The organism is Bradyrhizobium sp. LMG 9283, assembly GCF_045571415.1.
GTDB lineage: Bacteria > Pseudomonadota > Alphaproteobacteria > Rhizobiales > Xanthobacteraceae > Bradyrhizobium.
Map to the genome: position 1 here is coordinate 4749092 of NZ_CP120691.1, position 15254 is coordinate 4764345.

A 15254-nucleotide genomic window follows, 5' to 3' on the forward strand; every position below is an offset into this window, starting at 1 on the left:
GGAAATCCAATGCGCAGATTTTTGATCGCAACGGCGGTTTATGCCGCGTCTGTCCTAACGGCCCATGCGGCCGAGCCGGCAGCCCCATCGGCGAAAGTAACGGTCGTGTTCGACCAGGCGCTGCCGAACGTCCCGGGCAAGAGCATGAAGGGCGTTCTGGTCGAGTATGGTCCCGGAGGCTCCTCGCCCGCCCACATCCACGCGCCCTCCGCCTTCATCTATGCCACGGTCCTGGAAGGCGCGATCCGCAGCCAGGTCAATGACGGCCCCGCAAAAGTCTTTCGCAAGGGAGAGAACTTCTTTGAAAAGCCCGGCGATCGCCATGCCGTCAGCGCCAATGCCAGCGATAGCGAGCCTGCGAAGCTGCTAGCCGTGTTCGTGGTGGATACAGCCGACAAGGAGCTGACGACGCCGATCAAGTAGCGCTGGGCCAGCAGGCGACGTTACTGCACCGGGGGACCTCGCATCATCCGGAGTTCCCTATGAATGCCACCGGTGTTCCCTTCGATACGCGCTTGGCGACGCGTTCGGCGTCCCAATTGGTGAGACGCACGCAGCCGTGAGACTCCGCCTTGGAAATCTTGTCCGGCGAGGGCGTCCCGTGAATGCCGTAGCCTTCGGCGGACAGATTGATCCAGACCGTGCCCACCGGATTGTTTGGACCGGGCTTGATGGTGAAGGGCTTGCGCGAGCGGACGCCCTTGAAGTGATAAGCGGGATTGTAGCGATAGAACGGATCCCGGGTCACTTCGGTAACCTTGAGCGTGCCTGAGGGCGACGGCTTCTCCTCGCTTCCGACGGTCGCCGGATAGAAACCGATCAACGCATTCGACTTGTCGAACAGTTTTACGGTCTGCCGGACCTTATCAATTTCGACCCGATCAGCTTTGGCGGCCGCCTCCTCCCCTGCACTGGCAGTGTCCACCACGACGATGGTGTCGCCAGCGCGATCAAAATGACGCCCGGGATTGAGCTTCGTCAGGAGTTGCTCGCTCATGTGGAATTTCTCGGCCAGTGCTTCGCGCGGACTGGTGTAGCCGAGCTTCGGCAGGCCTTTCATGTCCTCCATCTTCGACGGCAGTCTGGAGAGAAACGGGCCTACCAGGTCCTGCGCGGTGATGGTGTAGGTCGCCATCGCCGGACGGCCATCTGCCTGCAATGCCTTCCAAACGTCATCCGTCAGGGCGTCCGAACTCGGCAATTGCTGCGCTTCCGCATAGGCCCGGAGCGCCTTCCTGGCATTCTCGCCGAACCTGCCGTCGATCTCGCCGGGCGAGAAGTGCGCCCTATCCAAGAGAACCTGCAGCCGCACCCCCGCCGGGGTGGGCTTGTCGTTCGAGAGAGTCTTCTCTGATGGTTCGGCGGAATTGATGGCGTCCGCGGTCATCTCGGCGGCGAACGCTGCCAAAGCCGCCATGGCGAAGACAAGAAAGATGCAAATCTGCCCCGCTCTCGTCAGCGACATCGCCATCTCCATTCATGGTTCCAACGGTTGCGTGTCGAATCCTCGCGCTGCCGCGGCAATCAGCTCCCGGTATTGTTCTTCATATTGTTGCGCCATCCGGTGTGCAGTGAAGCGCTCCTCGAAACGGGCGCGCACCCTCTTTCGATCCAGCTTGCCCAATTCGCCGACCGCCTTGACGGCTTGCTCCTCGCTTTCGACGATGAAACCGGTCAGGCCGTGTTCGATGACCTCAGGAACCGAGCCGGAGGGATAGGCGATCACGGGCGTTCCGCACGCCATCGCCTCGATCATGACCAAGCCGAAGGGCTCCGGCCAAGCGATCGGAAATACCAGAGCGGCTGCTCCGCCAAGCAATGATTGCTTCTTCACGTCGTCGACTTCGCCGACCAGCTGGATCTTCTCGCCGTCGATCCGGGGCGCGAGGTGTTTCCTGAAGTAGGCGCTCTCGGTGCGCGGAATCTTCGCGGCGATGCGGAGAGGCATCCGGGCGGCGTGTGCGATGCGGATGGCGTCCTCTGGCCCCTTGTCCGGCGTGAGACGACCAAGAAATGCTAGGTAGGCGCCCTCCTCATAGGAGGGGTGCAACAGCTCCAATGGCAATCCGTGCTGGATCGTTCCAATCCATTTCGCCTCCGGAAGCGGCAGGCGCTGATGATCGGAAATCGACACGAAACTCGCATCGGGGAATTGTCGAACCACGTCATGCAACCCAGGCAGATCGAGCCGGCCGTGCAGGGTTGTCAGGAACGGCACGCCAAGGCGGCTGAGCAACGGCAGATGCAGCCAGTCGACATGGGCATGGATCACATCGAAGTCTTTGGCTCCTTTCGCGATTGCCTCCATCAGCATCGCGCAGGCTGCACTCGGATCGGCGCCCTTCCGGCCAAGGCGCAGCGCGCGCGGCCACACCGGGTGGAGTTTGCCTGTCGTTCGGGAGTCGCCGCTGGCAAATAGCGTGACGTCGTGGCCGAGCTCGACAAGCTCGTCCACAAGCCAGGCCACCACCCGCTCGGTGCCGCCGTAAAGCTTCGGAGGGACGCTTTCGGCCAAGGGAGCGAGCTGAGCGATACGCATCGGAACTCGCTATATCGCTGAACGCACGATCAGCACGATAGCTGCGGATAGAAAGTTCGAAATCGCGAGCAGCGTCCAGTCCGGCCTTGCGCTTGCGCTCGCCAGGTGACACGCGAGGCCCTCAATAAGCCTCAACACTCGTCATCGGAAAGCCGCTCGAGATAGGCAAGCCCGAATGCTGCGAGTACCTGGGCATCACCGTTACCTTCGCGCGCTTCCCGCCTCCCTTGCAGATGACGCTCGAGCAGGCAGCGACGACCATCCGCAACATCGACGTCGCGATGCCGGGAACGGTACACACACCAAGCGGTGTCCACCGCAGTTCGTAGCGGGCCGTCATCGACCATGTTCCAGCTCCGACGTGGGAGATGTTCATGGGGCGCCAACTCGTCGCGACGGCGGAAGTTTCCAATTTTTCCCTAAAGTCTAAGTCTGGGCGCAGTCAGCGCTCGCCCCCTTGGTGCGTGCAAAATCAGCCGGGACGACGCACCGCCATCTCCGCTGCGAGCAGCAGAGTAGCGCGGCTAGCGCCAATCGATGCGACTCCTTGCCCGGCGATGTCGTAAGCCGTGCCGTGCGCGGGCGTGCAGATCGGGAACGGAAAGCCGCCGAGCAAGGTGACGCCGCGATCGAAGCCCATCAGCTTCATCGCAATCTGGCCCTGGTCGTGATACATCGTCAGCACGGCATCGAAGGCACCGGACTTGGCGCGCAGGAACACGGTGTCGGCCGGGAACGGTCCCTCCACGGCAATGCCCTCGCGCTGCCCGGCTGCGACCACGGGCGCGATGACGTCGATCTCCTCGCGGCCAAAATTGCCGCCGTCGCCGGCATGGGGATTGAGGCCTGCGACCGCGATGCGCGGTCGCGCAAAGCCGGCATCGCGCATGCAGGAGTCAGTCAGCCTGAGCGCGCGATGGATACGTTCGCTCGACAGCTTTGCCGCGACGTCCTTGAGCGGGATGTGCGAAGTGACCCGTGCGTTCCAGAGCCCGTCCAGCACGTTGAATTCGCTTGCCGGCGTCTCGAGGCCGACAACCTCGGCCGAGAACGCGATCTCGTCGTCGTACTCGGCACGGGCAAGGCGCATCGCCTGCTTGTTGAAGGGAGTGAAACAGACCGCGTCGACATCGCCGTCGCGGCCGAGCTCGAGCGCGTGCCTATAATTGGCCAGCGCAAATTTACCGCCGGCAAGGGTCGCGGTCTTCGGCTCGACCTCCATGGGGTCGAGGTGGCGAAGATCGACGAACAGTGCATCTTCCCGCGCCGCGCGAAGGTCGGCACCCTGCTCCACCATCGTCAGTTCCGGCTCGAGGCCGGCAATGCGCGCGCCTTCGTCGAAGATGCGGCGATCGCCGATGACGACGAGCCGGCAGCTCGCGCGGATGTCGTCCTGCGCCACGAGCTTCGCCGTCAGCTCAGGGCTAATGCCGGCGGGATCTCCCATTGCCAATGCAATGAGCGGCTTTGCGGTCATATGATCACCTTTTCCTGGGCTGGCGTGTCGATCGCGGGCGACGCCGGTTTGCGCCAGAGCCGCGCGAGCTGCAACACGAGCGGCAGCACCAGCAGCGCGATGCCGCCCACGATCAGGCACGTCACCAGCTTGTTCGCGAAGAAGATGCCCAGCGATCCCTTGGAGATCAGCATCGATTGCCGGAACGCGTCCTCGGCCTTGTCGCCGATCACGATTGCGAGCACGAGCGGCGCCAGCGGATAGAACAGCTTCTTGAAGAGATAGCCGACGATGCCGAACCCCAGCATCATGACCACGTCGAGATAGGAGTTCGACACGGAATAAGCGCCGACGACGCAGATGATCACGATCAGGGGCGCGATCACTACGAAGGGAATCCGCATCAAGGCGGCGAACACAGGCACGGTCAGCAGCACCAGCGCGACGGCGACGATGTTGCCGACATACATCGAGGCGATCAGGCCCCAGACGAAGTCCTTGCTGTCAACGAACAGCATCGGCCCGGGATTGAGGCCCCAGATCATCAGCCCGCCCATCATGACGGCGGCGGTCGCCGAGCCGGGAATGCCGAGCGAGAGCATCGGCAATAGCGCGCTGGTCCCGGCGGCATGATCGGCCGTCTCCGGCGAGATGATGCCTTCGACCTCTCCGGTGCCGAAATGCCGGCCACGGCGCGAGAAGCGGCGGGCGATGCCGTAGCTCATGAAGGAGGCCGCGGTCGGGCCGCCCGGCGTGATGCCCATCCAGCAGCCGATCGCGGCGCTGCGCAGCAGGGCAACGCCATGCCGCGGCAGGCGGCCGATGGCGCGAAACACCTCGCGCCAATCGATCTTCGAGGAGACGGCGCGGGCGTGAAACTCCTCCTCGACGGCGACCAGCAGCTCGCCGATGCCGAAAAGGCCCATGACCGCGACGACGAAGCTCACGCCCTTGACCAGCTCATCCACGCCCATGGTGAGGCGCACGCTGCCGGAGACCGTGTCGATGCCGATGGCGGCGATCGCAAAGCCGATCGCCAGCGCCACGACGGTCTTGATTGGCGCCGCACCGCCCATGCCGACGAAGCTGGCAAACGCGAGGAAATAGACCGCAAAATACTCGGCCGGCCCGAACGCGAGCGCAACCTGCGCCACCCAGGATGCGAGGAAGGTGATCAGGATGACGCCGATCAGCGCGCCGAAAGCCGCGGAGCCGAAGGCGGTCGCGAGCGCCGTGGTCGGCCGGCCGTCGCGTGCCATCGGATAGCCGTCGAAGGTGGTCGCGACCGACGACGGCTCGCCCGGAATGTTGAATAGGATCGAGGTCACTGAGCCACCGAACAGCGCGCCCCAATACATGCTCGAGAGCAGGATGATCGCCGAGACCGGTTGCATGCCGAAGGTCAGCGGCAGGAGCAGCGACACCCCGTTCGGCGCGCCTAGTCCCGGCAGCACGCCGACGAGAATGCCGAGCAGCACGCCGACCGCCATCAGCGCCAGATGCGGCATGGTGACCGCGATGGTGAAGCCGTGCAGGAGTTCCTGGAGATTTTCCATGGGCCTCCCCTCAGAAGCCGAGCGCGGCGGCGAGCGCGCCGTGCGGCAGGCTCACTTGGAATAAGCGCTCGAACACGACGTAGAGCGCGAGCGCCGTGGCCGCCGCCATGGCGAGCGCGCGCGGCACGGATTGGTGCCTGGGGATCGCCAGCACCGCGAAGACATACAGGGCCGAGGCGACGTACATCCCGGCAAGCGGGATCGCGGCGACGAAGATCGCAGCCGGCACGAACAGGCCGGCGAGCCGGCGCAGCTCGATGGATGTGATGGCGATGGGGACGTTTGCCAGTGTGGCGGCCGGCAGGATGCCGCGCACCAGATTGTAGAGGCTGCCGAGCACGATGATGATGCCGGTCAGGAACGGGAACGTGCCGGCGTCGACGCCGGCGCTCGACCAGCCGATGCCGTTGTCGAGGCTGGAGACGATGACGGCGACACCGAAGCCTCCGGTGAGGACGGCGGTCGCAAATTCAAGCGCGCGGCGGGAGATCATCGAAAGCTCCTGGTGGCCGGATACAAGAGAGCGCTATTCGCCAGCCTCATCCTGAGTAGCGCGCCTTTGCGGGCTCCTCAGGACGAGGGTCTCAGATGCGATTGGCTTCATGCAGCGATGGCCCACGAACAACTCAGCTCACTTGACCAGCCAGCCCTGCTCGCCCGCGACCTGCTTGACGTGCTCGAGGTCCTCCTTGATGAACTTGTCGAACTCGGCACCGGTCAGGAACGTGTCGACCTGGGAGGTCTTCTCGATGTAGTCCTTCCACTCCGGCGTTGCCTGCACCTTCTTCATGAGATCAACGTAGAACGCGGCCTGCTCCGGCGTGACCTTGCCGGGCAGCCACACGGTGCGCGGCTGCTCATATTGCTTGATGTCGAGGCCCTGCTCGACGCAGGTCGGAACGTCGCTCCAGCCTTCGGTTGCGGTCACCTTCGGTCCCTGCGGCAGCCGCTTCGGGCTGAAAACGCACAGCGGTCGCTGTGTGCCGCCGCGCCATTGCCCGAGGCTTTCGCTGGGATTGTTGACGTGGGAATCGAGATGTCCGCCGGCGAGCTGCACGGCGGTCTCGGCGCCGCTCTTGAAGGGGATATAAGTCAGCTTGACCTTGCCGGCCTTCTCGATCATGCGCGTCAGCACCTCGTCGGTGTCCTTCGACTGAGCACCGCCCATCTTGAATTCGCCCGATGCGGCCGCCTTGAGATAATCGCCCGCCGTCTTGTACGGCGCGTCCTGCTTGACCCAGAGCAAAAACTCGTCCTGCGCCATGGCCGCAATCGGGGTGAGATCGGTGTAATTGAAGGCGACCTTGGAGACGAGCGGCTGCTGCCAGGCATTCGAGGTGCCGAAGATCACCTTGTAGGGGTCGCCCGCGGAGGCCTTGCCGTAGACATAGCCTTCGGCGCCGCTGCCGCCGCCCTTGTTGACGACGACGATCGGCTGCTCCGTCAGCTTGTGCTTGGTGATGATGTTCTGCACCGCGCGCGCGAGATTGTCGGTGCCGCCGCCAGGCCCGGCGGTGGCGACGAACTCGATCGGCTTTTGCGGTTGCCAGGCGGCACTCGCCGGCATCGTGCCGACGAGCACGGCTACGGCCGCGGAGAGCAGAAATGTTGACCTCGAACCCATGATTTCCTCCAGATGATTTTGTCTTTTGTTCTTGTCGTATCGGCCCTGTTCAGGTGACGCTTTCCTCGCGTCGTCCCGATGCCAGCACGATCGCGCCTTCTTTTTCGAGCGCTTCGATTCGTGTCTGGTCGAACCCGTGCTCGGCCAGCACCTCGCTCGTGTGCTCACCATAGACCGGCGCGCCTGACAGCACTTTGCCTGGCGTCTCCGAAAACTTGATGGGAAGCCCGATCGTCTTGACGGGACCGAGCGTGGAGTGCTCGACCTCGACGACCATCTCGCGCGCCAGCGTCTGCGGATCGCTGAGGGCCTCCAGCATGTCGTGCACGGGGCCGCACGGCACGCCTTTCTCATCCAGCGCCGCCAGCCAATGCGCCCGCGACTTGGTGCGGAAGCGCTCGCTCAGGACGGCTTCGAGCTCTTTCAGATTGGCCATGCGGTCGGCACCGTTGACGAAGCGCGGATCGGCGGCAAGCTCGCTCGCGCCGAGCGCCTCCAGCATCAACAGCCAATGCTTCTTGTTGGCGCCGCCGACCACGAGCCAGCCGTCCGAGGCTTCGAACGCCTGATACGGCGCGTTGAGCGGATGAGCCGAGCCCATCGCGCGTGGCGCCGTGCCGGCCGCAAGCGCAATGGTCGATTGCCAATAGGTCTGCACCAGTGCGGCTTCATAGAGCGAGGTCTCGACCCACTGCCCTTCGCCGGTCTTGAGACGATGCGTGTAGGCCGCAAGGATGCCCATGCTCGCGAGCAGGCCGGCGGTGATGTCGGACAGCGGCGGACCACACTTCACGGGCGGACCGTCCGGGCGTTCGCCGGTAAAGCTCATGATGCCGCTCATCGCCTGCGCGACGAGATCAAATCCCCTGCGGTGCTTGTAGGGACCGGTGCGACCGAAGCCCGACAGCGAGCAGTAGATCAGTGCCGGGAATTCCGCGTGCAGCGCCTCGTAGCCGAAGCCGAGGCGCTCCATCGCGCCCGGCGCAAAGTTCTCGACCAGCACGTCGGCATCCGCGATCAGCCGCCGCAGCACCTGTTTGCCGCCGTCGGTCTTCAGATCCAGCACGATGCCGCGCTTGTTGCGGTTCATCATCAGGAAGGACGCCGCCTCGTCGCCGATCTTCGGCGGCACCGAATGGCGGGTGTCGTCGCCGTTCGGCCATTTCTCGATCTTGATGACGTCGGCGCCCATGTCGGCGAGCATCAAGGTGCAGGTCGGCCCGGCCATGACATGGGTGAGATCGATGACCTTGAGGCCGGCCAGCGGTCCCGAACGGCGGGAGGTGGATTGAGATCGGTCGCTTTGCATCGGCTCGTCCTATTGGCCGCGCCATTGCGGCGCGCGCTTGTTGAGGAAAGCATCGAGCCCTTCGCGAAAATCCTGGCTCGTGTAGCACATCAGGATGAGGTCTTCGCCCTCGTCCCGCGTCAGCCGCCTTTGCAGACGGCTGACGGCCTGCTTGGTCGCATTCAGCGTCAGCGGCGCGTGGCTCGCGACGAGGCGAGCCACCTCCTCAGCGCGCCGCTCGAGGGCGGCAAGATCGTCGACGACCTCGCCGAGCAGCCCGACACTTGCGGCCTCCGCGGCATCGACAAGGCGCGCGGTGAAGATGAGATCCTTGACGCGCGCGGCGCCGATGAGCGCGGTGAGACGGCTGACATTGGACATCGACAGGCAGTTGCCGAGCGTCCTGGCGATGGGGAATCCGATTTTCGCGCTTTGTGTGCCGATGCGAAGGTCGCAGGCCGCAGCAATGCCCGCCCCGCCTCCGGTGCAAAACCCGTTGATCGCCGCGATCGTCGGTACCCGGCACTGCTCCAGCGTGGTCAGCACGCGATCGATGCGGTTCTCGTAGTCGATGGCGTCCTGCGGCGTCTTGAATTCGCGGAACTGGTTGATGTCGGTGCCCGAGGCGAAGGCCTTGTCGCCGGCCCCGCGCAGCACCAGCACCTTGATCGCATGGTCGCGGTCAGCCTGCTCGCAGATCGCGGCAAGCCGCTCGTACATGGCGAAGGTGAAGGCATTGCGGGCCTGCGGGCGGTTGAACGTGATCCGCCCGATGCCGTCGTCGCGGTCGAAGACGAGGTCTTCCTCCACTTGCAGGTCCATTTCCTCACACCTTTCTGTTTTTTACACTTTTGAATGCAAAATTTGGAATTTTCAAGCTGAAATTTTGGTAATATCGGCCTATAAGTTCATTTTTGCATTCAAATTGAGCTCAGACCATGCTTCACGAGGAAGTCGTCGGCCGCATCCGCGCCATCCTGCTCGACGGCGAAATCCCCCCGGGCGCGCGGATTCCCGAGCGCGAGCTGTGCGAACGGCTCGAGATTTCGCGCACGCCGCTGCGCGAGGCGCTCAAAGTGCTGGCCGCGGAAGGGCTGGTGCAGCTGCTGCCGCATCGCGGCTCGCGCGCAGCAAAACTGACCGACAAGGACATGCGCGACCTGTTTGAGGTCTGCCAAGGCTTGGAGGCCCTCGCCGGCGAGCTCGCCTGCGAGCGCATCACGGACGCCGAGATCGACGCGATCGCCGCAGCCCATGCGGCCATGGTGCAGCATTATCGCGACGGCGACCTGATCCAGTACTATCGCGGCAACCGCGCCATTCACGAAGCGATCGTCACAGCGGCCGGAAATCCCGTGCTCGCGGGCCTTTACACCTCGGTGACCGCGCGCATCCGGCGCGCGCGCTACGTCACGCCGATGACGCCGCAGCGCTGGGCACTCGCGGTGAAGGAGCACGAGGCGATCCTCAACGCGGTTCAGCGCCGCGACGGCGTCGGCCTCGCCCACATCCTGCGTGCGCATCTGCGTCACAAGCGCGAAGAGGTTTTACAGGCGGGCTTTGCCGAGACGGAGGGCAACGACGTCACGTTGAGAATTGCGTAACGCGCAATTCCGCGAGCTTTGGCGCAGCCTGCCTTTGCACGTCGCGTTCGCGCCCCGCACAGCGTTCTAGCTCAGCGTGCATTGCCAAGCAATTCCACTTGCTAGCTTGTCGCAACCGGCGCAGCATGCCTTGCACCACCTCCGGCCGCGGGGCCGATCAGGCGGTCGCAACGCGCGAACAATTGCGCAAAACAAAAGACAAAAGCGGAGGAAACGCATGACAATCGATGTCTCACGTCGCTCCCTACTCGCACTCGGTGCCGGTCTCGGCGCCAGCGCGATGCTCGGCAGCAGCGCGATGGCGCGGGCTTCCAAACTCGGCACCCAGACGCCGTACTGGCACCGCTTCATTCTCGGCGATGCCGAGGTGACCGTCGTGTCCGACGGGCCGTTGCCGCTCGGCGACCCCTCCGGGACCTTCACCGGCGTTCCCAAGGAAGAGGTCAAGAAGATGCTCGCCGACAATTTCCTGTCGCCGGACAATGTCGTGCTCGAACAGAACTCGCCGATCGTGAACACCGGCGACAAGCTCATCCTGTTCGATACCGGCATGGGCAGCTCAAAGATGTTCGGCGCCAGCACCGGCCGGCAGCAGAAGAGCATGACCGAGGCCGGCATCAAGCCGGAGGACATCGACGCCGTGGTCTGCTCGCATGCCCATATCGACCACATCGGGGGCATCGTCGACGAGGGCGGCAAGCCGCTGTTTCCGAATGCGCAAGTCTACATCTCCCAGACCGATTTCGACTTCTGGACCGACGAGGGCAAGCTCGGCAGTCCGGCCAAGGACTTCGTCGTTCACGCCCGCAAGAACCTGCTGCCGGTGCGCGACCGCATCGTATTCTTCAAGGATGGCCAGGAATTCCTGCCGGGCGTGCAGGCGATCGCGGCGCCCGGCCATACCGTCGGCCACACCATCTTCATGGTCTCATCGGCCGGCAAGTCGTTCGCGTTCCTCGGCGATCTCTCGCACCACTCGGTGCTGCTGCTGGAGCGGCCGCGGATGGAGTTCTCTTACGACACGGATCCGAAGCAGGCGGCGGAGTCGCGCGTGAAACTGCTCACGATGCTTGCGGCCAACAAGACCCCGGTGATGTCGTATCATTTCGCCTGGCCGGGCTATGGCCACGTCGCGAAGGCCGGCGAAGGCTTCCACTACTATCCGGAGCCGATGAAGATGACGTTGTAGGCGGGCAGATCAAGTCCGGGCGGCGCGAGCCGCCCGGGTTGTGCATCACCGCGCAAGGCCACTCCTACAAGCGATCCAGGCGCGCCTGCAGATGAGCGTCGCTCTCGTAGCTATCGATCCAGCTCGGCATCGCCGAAGACCTCGACCAGACGAAAACGCTCGCACATCAGCATCATGTCATCGCTATATCGTCCGAGCCTGCCGAAATAGGACTGATGGGCGCGGCGCCAATAGGCCAGGCTCCGGTCACCTTCTCCCTCTTCATGCGCAAAGGCTGCGTCGACCTCGCCGAAGCGGCGATAGGTCACGTCGATGGTTTCGATGACGCAACGCGGCTCTCCTCGGCCGTCGAGCACGACCCAGCGCTCACCGGGCGTGGAGGTGTTCGGCTCGTCTTCGGTGCTGCACGTCGCGGTCTTGATGCCCTTGGTCACGAGCTCGACCAGTTCATCCGCCAGCGCAGGGCTGTCGCCGAACGCGAATGTCCGGAGGTGCCGATAGCGCTCGGGAACCAGCTTGCTCATGATCTTCAGACCTTCACGTCACCTCGACGCGATGCAACGGCGTATCGCAGGAAGCGAAAGAACTTGCTGCGTCACGAAGCGCGCCCTAGCAGCCCAATTTATCGGCGATCCCGCCAAAGTCCTTCGCAACGATGTCCCAATTACCAGTCGCCTCGAAGTCCACCTTCTGAAGCGGGCCATACTCCGTCGGCCGCGCCACGAAGGCGGTCTTCAATCCGTTCTTCTGCGCCGCTGCGAGATCGCCGTTGTGGGCGGCAACCATCATCACCTCTTCCGACTTGAGGCAGAGCAGGCGCGCGGCACCGAGATAGGTCTCGGGATCGGGCTTGTAGTGCTCGAACAGCTCGGCCGACAGGATGAGGTCCCACGGCAGGCCGGCGAACTTCGCCATGTTGGTGAGCAGCGCGACGTTGCCGTTCGACAGCGGCGAGATCACGAATCTGGTCTTCAACCGGCTGAGGCCCGCGACGCTGTCCGGCCAGGGATGCAGGCGATGCCAGCCTTTGGTGAGATAGTCGAGATCGGCCTCGGTGAGGCCCTTGATCGCGAATTTTTCGACGAGCCTCTCCAGCGAGCGGCGATGCAGATCGTCGAGCATGACATAGCCGCGCTCGGGATGTTTGCGCACGTCATCCATCGACGCCATGTACATGCCGCGCCAGCCGTCGACGAGTGCGGTCCAATCAGCGGTGATGCCGCGCTGCTTGCTCCACCACATGAAGTCGGTGATGAGGCTTGTGCGCCAGTCCACGACCGTGCCGAACACGTCGAAGACCAGGGCTTTGACGGCGGAGAGATCGGACATGTGCGCTTCCTCCGATTGTTCTTGTCATTCCGGGGCGATGCGCAGCATCGAGCCCGGAATCCATTTCGCGTCGGAGTCTGCCGCCCGATGGATTCCGGGCTCTCCGGGCCGCGCGCTTTGCGCGGTCCCGTCGCCCGGAATGACGGCAGTCGGTGTTGCCTGGATCAATCCAGATGGAACTTCGCCAGCTCGCGATGCTCGGCCTTGATGTAACGCACGGTGCCGGTGACGGAGCGCATCACCACCGTCTCGGTCTCGATCACGCCGTCCTTGCGGAACTTGACGCCTGAGAGCAGCGAGCCCGTGGTGACGCCGGTGGCGGCGAACAGGCAGTCTCCGCGCGCCATGTCCTCGATGCCGTAAATCATCTTGGGGTCGTTGACGCCCATCTTGGCGGCGCGCTCGCGCTTCTCGTCGGAATCGAGGATGAGGCGGCACTGCATCTGGCCGCCGATGCAGCGCAGCGCCACGGCCGCGAGCACGCCTTCCGGCGCACCGCCGGTGCCGAGATACATGTCGACGCCGGTGTTGTCGGGGTCGGCGCAGTGGATCACGCCGGCGACATCGCCGTCGGTGATGAGCCGCACCGCAGCGCCGGTCGAGCGCACGCTCGCGATGATGTCGGCATGGCGCGGACGGTCGAGCACGAGCACGGTGATGCCTTCCGGCTTGACGCCCTTGGCCTTGGCGAGGCGGCGGACATTGTCGGCAGGCGAAGCGTCGAGATCCACGACGCCCTTGTCGTAACCGGGTCCGATCGCGAGCTTCTGCATGTAGACGTCGGGGGCGTGCAGCAGCGTGCCGCCATCGGCCATCGCCATGGTCGCGATCGCGCCCGGCATGTTCTTGGCGCACAGCGTGGTGCCTTCGAGCGGGTCGACCGCGATATCGACCTGTGGACCGGCATTCATGCCGACCTTCTCGCCGATGAAGAGCATCGGCGCCTCGTCGCGCTCACCTTCGCCGATCACGATAGTGCCTTCGATCGGCAGCTTGTTGAGCTCACGGCGCATGGCGTCGACGGCGGCCTGGTCAGCCTGCTTCTCGTTGCCGTGCCCGCGCAACCGCGCCGACGACACCGCCGCCCGCTCCGTCACCCGCACGATCTCCAGCGTGAGGATGCGCTCGAGCAACGCTTGCGGCGGGACTGAAATATGGGTCGACATCGGCTTACTCCTTCGAAACGGTTTGGGACAGACATCTCTGCCCCCATCAACTCTCAACGCCCGGTGTTCGTTCGAACGAACGCCTTTTAGTTTGAGCATGCTCTTTTCCGGAAAACCGCTTCACACTTTGCGCTAGCGCGGCCCTCCGGGGTCCGGAGCATGCTCAGTTCTTCTCGATCCGGATCACCTGTGGCCGCCCGCTGATGACCTTGTCCTTCTGGACGGCGGCGAGTGCGCGGCGCACGGCGTCCTCATGCGTGGCATAGGTGATCAGGATGACGGGCACGGGGACCGCCTTGCCATTTGCCGGCGCAGCGCCGCCATTGGGATGACGCTGCACGATCGACTCGATCGAAATCTTCTGCTCCGCAAGCCGGGTCGCGATCGCCGCAGCAGTGCCGGGGAAATCGCGCGCGAGCAGGCGGATGTAGTAACCGCCTTCATGCCGCTCCATCGGCGCCTTCTTGGTGTCGCGCAGCTGCGCGATCGGCCGGCCGAACGGATTGGCGCGGATGCCGCGCGCGACATCGGCGATGTCGGCAACCACCGCGGATGCGGTCGCTGCGCCCCCGGCGCCGGGGCCGACCAGCGTGATCGGCGGAATCCCCTCGCCGTCGATCGTGACCGCATTGGTGACACCCATCACCTGCGCGATCGAGGAGGATTTGGGAACCATGGTCGGATGCACGCGCTGCTCGATGCCCTTGGTGGTGCGAACCGCAACGCCAAGCAGCTTGACGCGGTAGCCGAGATCGGCGGCGGCGCGCAGATCTTCCGGCGCGATGGATGAGATGCCTTCGACATACACAGCGCTTTGAGCAACTTTCGTGCCGAAGGCGAGACTGGCGAGAATGGCGAGCTTCTGCGCAGTGTCGTGGCCGTCGACGTCGAAGGACGGATTGGCCTCGGCATAGCCGAGCCGCTGCGCATCCTTGAGGCATTCGGCGAAGGACAGGCCCTCTTGCTCCATCCGGGTCAGGATGTAATTGCAGGTGCCGTTCAGGATGCCGTAGACGCGGTTGATGCCGGTTCCGGCAAGACCTTCGCGTAACGTCTTGATGACAGGGATCGCTGCGCCGACGGCTGCCTCGAAATTCAGCGCGCCGCCGTGCTTTTCAGCCGCCTTGGCGAGCTTGAGGCCGTGCTTGGCCAGCAGCGCCTTGTTGGCGGTGACGACCGACTTGCCGGAGCCCAGCGCGGCATCCACCGCCGAGAGCGCGGGATCACCGGCGCCGCCCATCAGCTCGACGAAGCAATCGACCTCGGGATGCGTGGCGAGCGCCATCGGATCCTTTGCCCATTCGACGCCGCGCAGGTCGATGCCGCGCTTCTTCGCCTTCGAGCGCGCAGTGACGGCGACGACGCGGATGCCGCGGCCGCTGCGGCCCGCGAGCACGCGCGCCTGCGTTTCAATCAAACGGACAACTTCGGCGCCCACGGTGCCGAGCCCCGCTATGCCCACTTTCAGGGGTGCAACCATGATGTCTTAGAAAACCTGCCGAA

General features: G+C 64.2%; 16 protein-coding genes. 3 read left to right on the top strand and 13 right to left on the bottom strand.

Annotated features, from left to right (window positions below):
* Positions 1 to 9 precede the first annotated feature (9 nt).
* Positions 10 to 423 (top strand): cupin domain-containing protein, encoded by a 414-nt coding sequence (locus tag P6U29_RS22460; protein WP_407112325.1) that lies wholly within the window; start codon positions 10 to 12, stop codon positions 421 to 423.
* Between the two features lie 43 nt (positions 424 to 466).
* On the opposite strand, the gene P6U29_RS22465 is transcribed toward P6U29_RS22460, so the two are convergent.
* From P6U29_RS22465 to P6U29_RS22505, 9 genes are all read right to left on the bottom strand, one after another.
* Positions 467 to 1465, bottom strand: a complete 999-nt coding sequence (locus P6U29_RS22465; RefSeq protein ID WP_407112326.1) for a L,D-transpeptidase family protein — start codon at positions 1463 to 1465, stop codon at positions 467 to 469.
* Between the two features lie 12 nt (positions 1466 to 1477).
* Positions 1478 to 2539 (bottom strand): glycosyltransferase family 4 protein, encoded by a 1062-nt coding sequence (locus tag P6U29_RS22470; protein ID WP_407112327.1) that lies wholly within the window; start codon positions 2537 to 2539, stop codon positions 1478 to 1480.
* Between the two features lie 131 nt (positions 2540 to 2670).
* On the bottom strand, positions 2671 to 2886 hold the full coding sequence (locus P6U29_RS22475) for a hypothetical protein (RefSeq protein ID WP_407112328.1): 216 nt from the start codon (positions 2884 to 2886) through the stop codon (positions 2671 to 2673).
* 125 nt (positions 2887 to 3011) lie between these two features.
* Positions 3012 to 4016: a 4-hydroxythreonine-4-phosphate dehydrogenase PdxA gene (locus tag P6U29_RS22480; RefSeq protein WP_407112329.1), complete on the bottom strand. Its 1005-nt coding sequence runs from the start codon at positions 4014 to 4016 to the stop codon at positions 3012 to 3014.
* Positions 4013 to 5551, bottom strand: a complete 1539-nt coding sequence (locus P6U29_RS22485) for a tripartite tricarboxylate transporter permease (protein WP_407112330.1) — start codon at positions 5549 to 5551, stop codon at positions 4013 to 4015. Before P6U29_RS22485 ends, P6U29_RS22480 begins: the two co-directional genes overlap by 4 nt.
* A 10-nt stretch (positions 5552 to 5561) precedes the next feature.
* Positions 5562 to 6044, bottom strand: coding sequence for a tripartite tricarboxylate transporter TctB family protein (locus P6U29_RS22490; protein ID WP_407112331.1), 483 nt, complete (start codon positions 6042 to 6044; stop codon positions 5562 to 5564).
* A 138-nt stretch (positions 6045 to 6182) separates the two neighbouring features.
* Entirely contained in the window at positions 6183 to 7175 is a 993-nt protein-coding gene (locus P6U29_RS22495; protein ID WP_407112332.1) for a Bug family tripartite tricarboxylate transporter substrate binding protein, read from the bottom strand.
* A gap of 49 nt (positions 7176 to 7224) precedes the next feature.
* Entirely contained in the window at positions 7225 to 8484 is a 1260-nt protein-coding gene (locus P6U29_RS22500; protein ID WP_407112333.1) for a CaiB/BaiF CoA transferase family protein, read from the bottom strand.
* Between the two features lie 9 nt (positions 8485 to 8493).
* A complete protein-coding gene (locus tag P6U29_RS22505) occupies positions 8494 to 9285 on the bottom strand; it encodes an enoyl-CoA hydratase/isomerase family protein (RefSeq protein ID WP_407112334.1) in 792 nt (263 codons plus the stop codon).
* A gap of 116 nt (positions 9286 to 9401) precedes the next feature.
* Between P6U29_RS22505 and P6U29_RS22510 the strand changes: the two genes are divergently transcribed.
* Positions 9402 to 10067: a GntR family transcriptional regulator gene (locus tag P6U29_RS22510; RefSeq protein ID WP_407112335.1), complete on the top strand. Its 666-nt coding sequence runs from the start codon at positions 9402 to 9404 to the stop codon at positions 10065 to 10067.
* A 217-nt stretch (positions 10068 to 10284) separates the two neighbouring features.
* Positions 10285 to 11256, top strand: a complete 972-nt coding sequence (locus P6U29_RS22515) for an MBL fold metallo-hydrolase (RefSeq protein WP_407112336.1) — start codon at positions 10285 to 10287, stop codon at positions 11254 to 11256.
* A gap of 110 nt (positions 11257 to 11366) precedes the next feature.
* Here P6U29_RS22515 and P6U29_RS22520 read toward each other — a convergent pair whose 3' ends face one another.
* The 4 genes from P6U29_RS22520 to P6U29_RS22535 all read right to left on the bottom strand — a co-directional run bounded on the left by P6U29_RS22520 (position 11367) and on the right by P6U29_RS22535 (position 15231).
* A complete protein-coding gene (locus tag P6U29_RS22520) occupies positions 11367 to 11780 on the bottom strand; it encodes an ASCH domain-containing protein (protein WP_407112337.1) in 414 nt (137 codons plus the stop codon).
* 85 nt (positions 11781 to 11865) lie between these two features.
* A complete protein-coding gene (locus P6U29_RS22525; protein ID WP_407112338.1) occupies positions 11866 to 12585 on the bottom strand; it encodes a haloacid dehalogenase type II in 720 nt (239 codons plus the stop codon).
* Positions 12586 to 12749: 164 nt separating this feature from the next.
* The gene (gene glpX, locus P6U29_RS22530) at positions 12750 to 13751 is read right to left on the bottom strand and encodes a class II fructose-bisphosphatase (protein ID WP_027572296.1); all 1002 of its coding nucleotides are present in this window, start codon (positions 13749 to 13751) and stop codon (positions 12750 to 12752) included.
* A 163-nt stretch (positions 13752 to 13914) separates the two neighbouring features.
* Positions 13915 to 15231: a homoserine dehydrogenase gene (locus P6U29_RS22535; RefSeq protein WP_407112339.1), complete on the bottom strand. Its 1317-nt coding sequence runs from the start codon at positions 15229 to 15231 to the stop codon at positions 13915 to 13917.
* Positions 15232 to 15254 lie beyond the last annotated feature (23 nt).

Bases quoted from the DNA above. Each gene is read 5' to 3' on its own strand.
- P6U29_RS22460 (WP_407112325.1), top strand. From the start codon at position 10: ATGCGCAGATTTTTGATCGCAACGGCGGTTTATGCCGCGTCTGTCCTA.
- P6U29_RS22465 (WP_407112326.1), bottom strand. From the start codon at position 1,465: ATGTCGCTGACGAGAGCGGGGCAGATTTGCATCTTTCTTGTCTTCGCC.
- P6U29_RS22470 (WP_407112327.1), bottom strand. From the start codon at position 2,539: ATGCGTATCGCTCAGCTCGCTCCCTTGGCCGAAAGCGTCCCTCCGAAG.
- P6U29_RS22475 (WP_407112328.1), bottom strand. From the start codon at position 2,886: ATGGTCGATGACGGCCCGCTACGAACTGCGGTGGACACCGCTTGGTGT.
- P6U29_RS22480 (WP_407112329.1), bottom strand. From the start codon at position 4,016: ATGACCGCAAAGCCGCTCATTGCATTGGCAATGGGAGATCCCGCCGGC.
- P6U29_RS22485 (WP_407112330.1), bottom strand. From the start codon at position 5,551: ATGGAAAATCTCCAGGAACTCCTGCACGGCTTCACCATCGCGGTCACC.
- P6U29_RS22490 (WP_407112331.1), bottom strand. From the start codon at position 6,044: ATGATCTCCCGCCGCGCGCTTGAATTTGCGACCGCCGTCCTCACCGGA.
- P6U29_RS22495 (WP_407112332.1), bottom strand. From the start codon at position 7,175: ATGGGTTCGAGGTCAACATTTCTGCTCTCCGCGGCCGTAGCCGTGCTC.
- P6U29_RS22500 (WP_407112333.1), bottom strand. From the start codon at position 8,484: ATGCAAAGCGACCGATCTCAATCCACCTCCCGCCGTTCGGGACCGCTG.
- P6U29_RS22505 (WP_407112334.1), bottom strand. From the start codon at position 9,285: ATGGACCTGCAAGTGGAGGAAGACCTCGTCTTCGACCGCGACGACGGC.
- P6U29_RS22510 (WP_407112335.1), top strand. From the start codon at position 9,402: ATGCTTCACGAGGAAGTCGTCGGCCGCATCCGCGCCATCCTGCTCGAC.
- P6U29_RS22515 (WP_407112336.1), top strand. From the start codon at position 10,285: ATGACAATCGATGTCTCACGTCGCTCCCTACTCGCACTCGGTGCCGGT.
- P6U29_RS22520 (WP_407112337.1), bottom strand. From the start codon at position 11,780: ATGAGCAAGCTGGTTCCCGAGCGCTATCGGCACCTCCGGACATTCGCG.
- P6U29_RS22525 (WP_407112338.1), bottom strand. From the start codon at position 12,585: ATGTCCGATCTCTCCGCCGTCAAAGCCCTGGTCTTCGACGTGTTCGGC.
- glpX (WP_027572296.1), bottom strand. From the start codon at position 13,751: ATGTCGACCCATATTTCAGTCCCGCCGCAAGCGTTGCTCGAGCGCATC.
- P6U29_RS22535 (WP_407112339.1), bottom strand. From the start codon at position 15,231: ATGGTTGCACCCCTGAAAGTGGGCATAGCGGGGCTCGGCACCGTGGGC.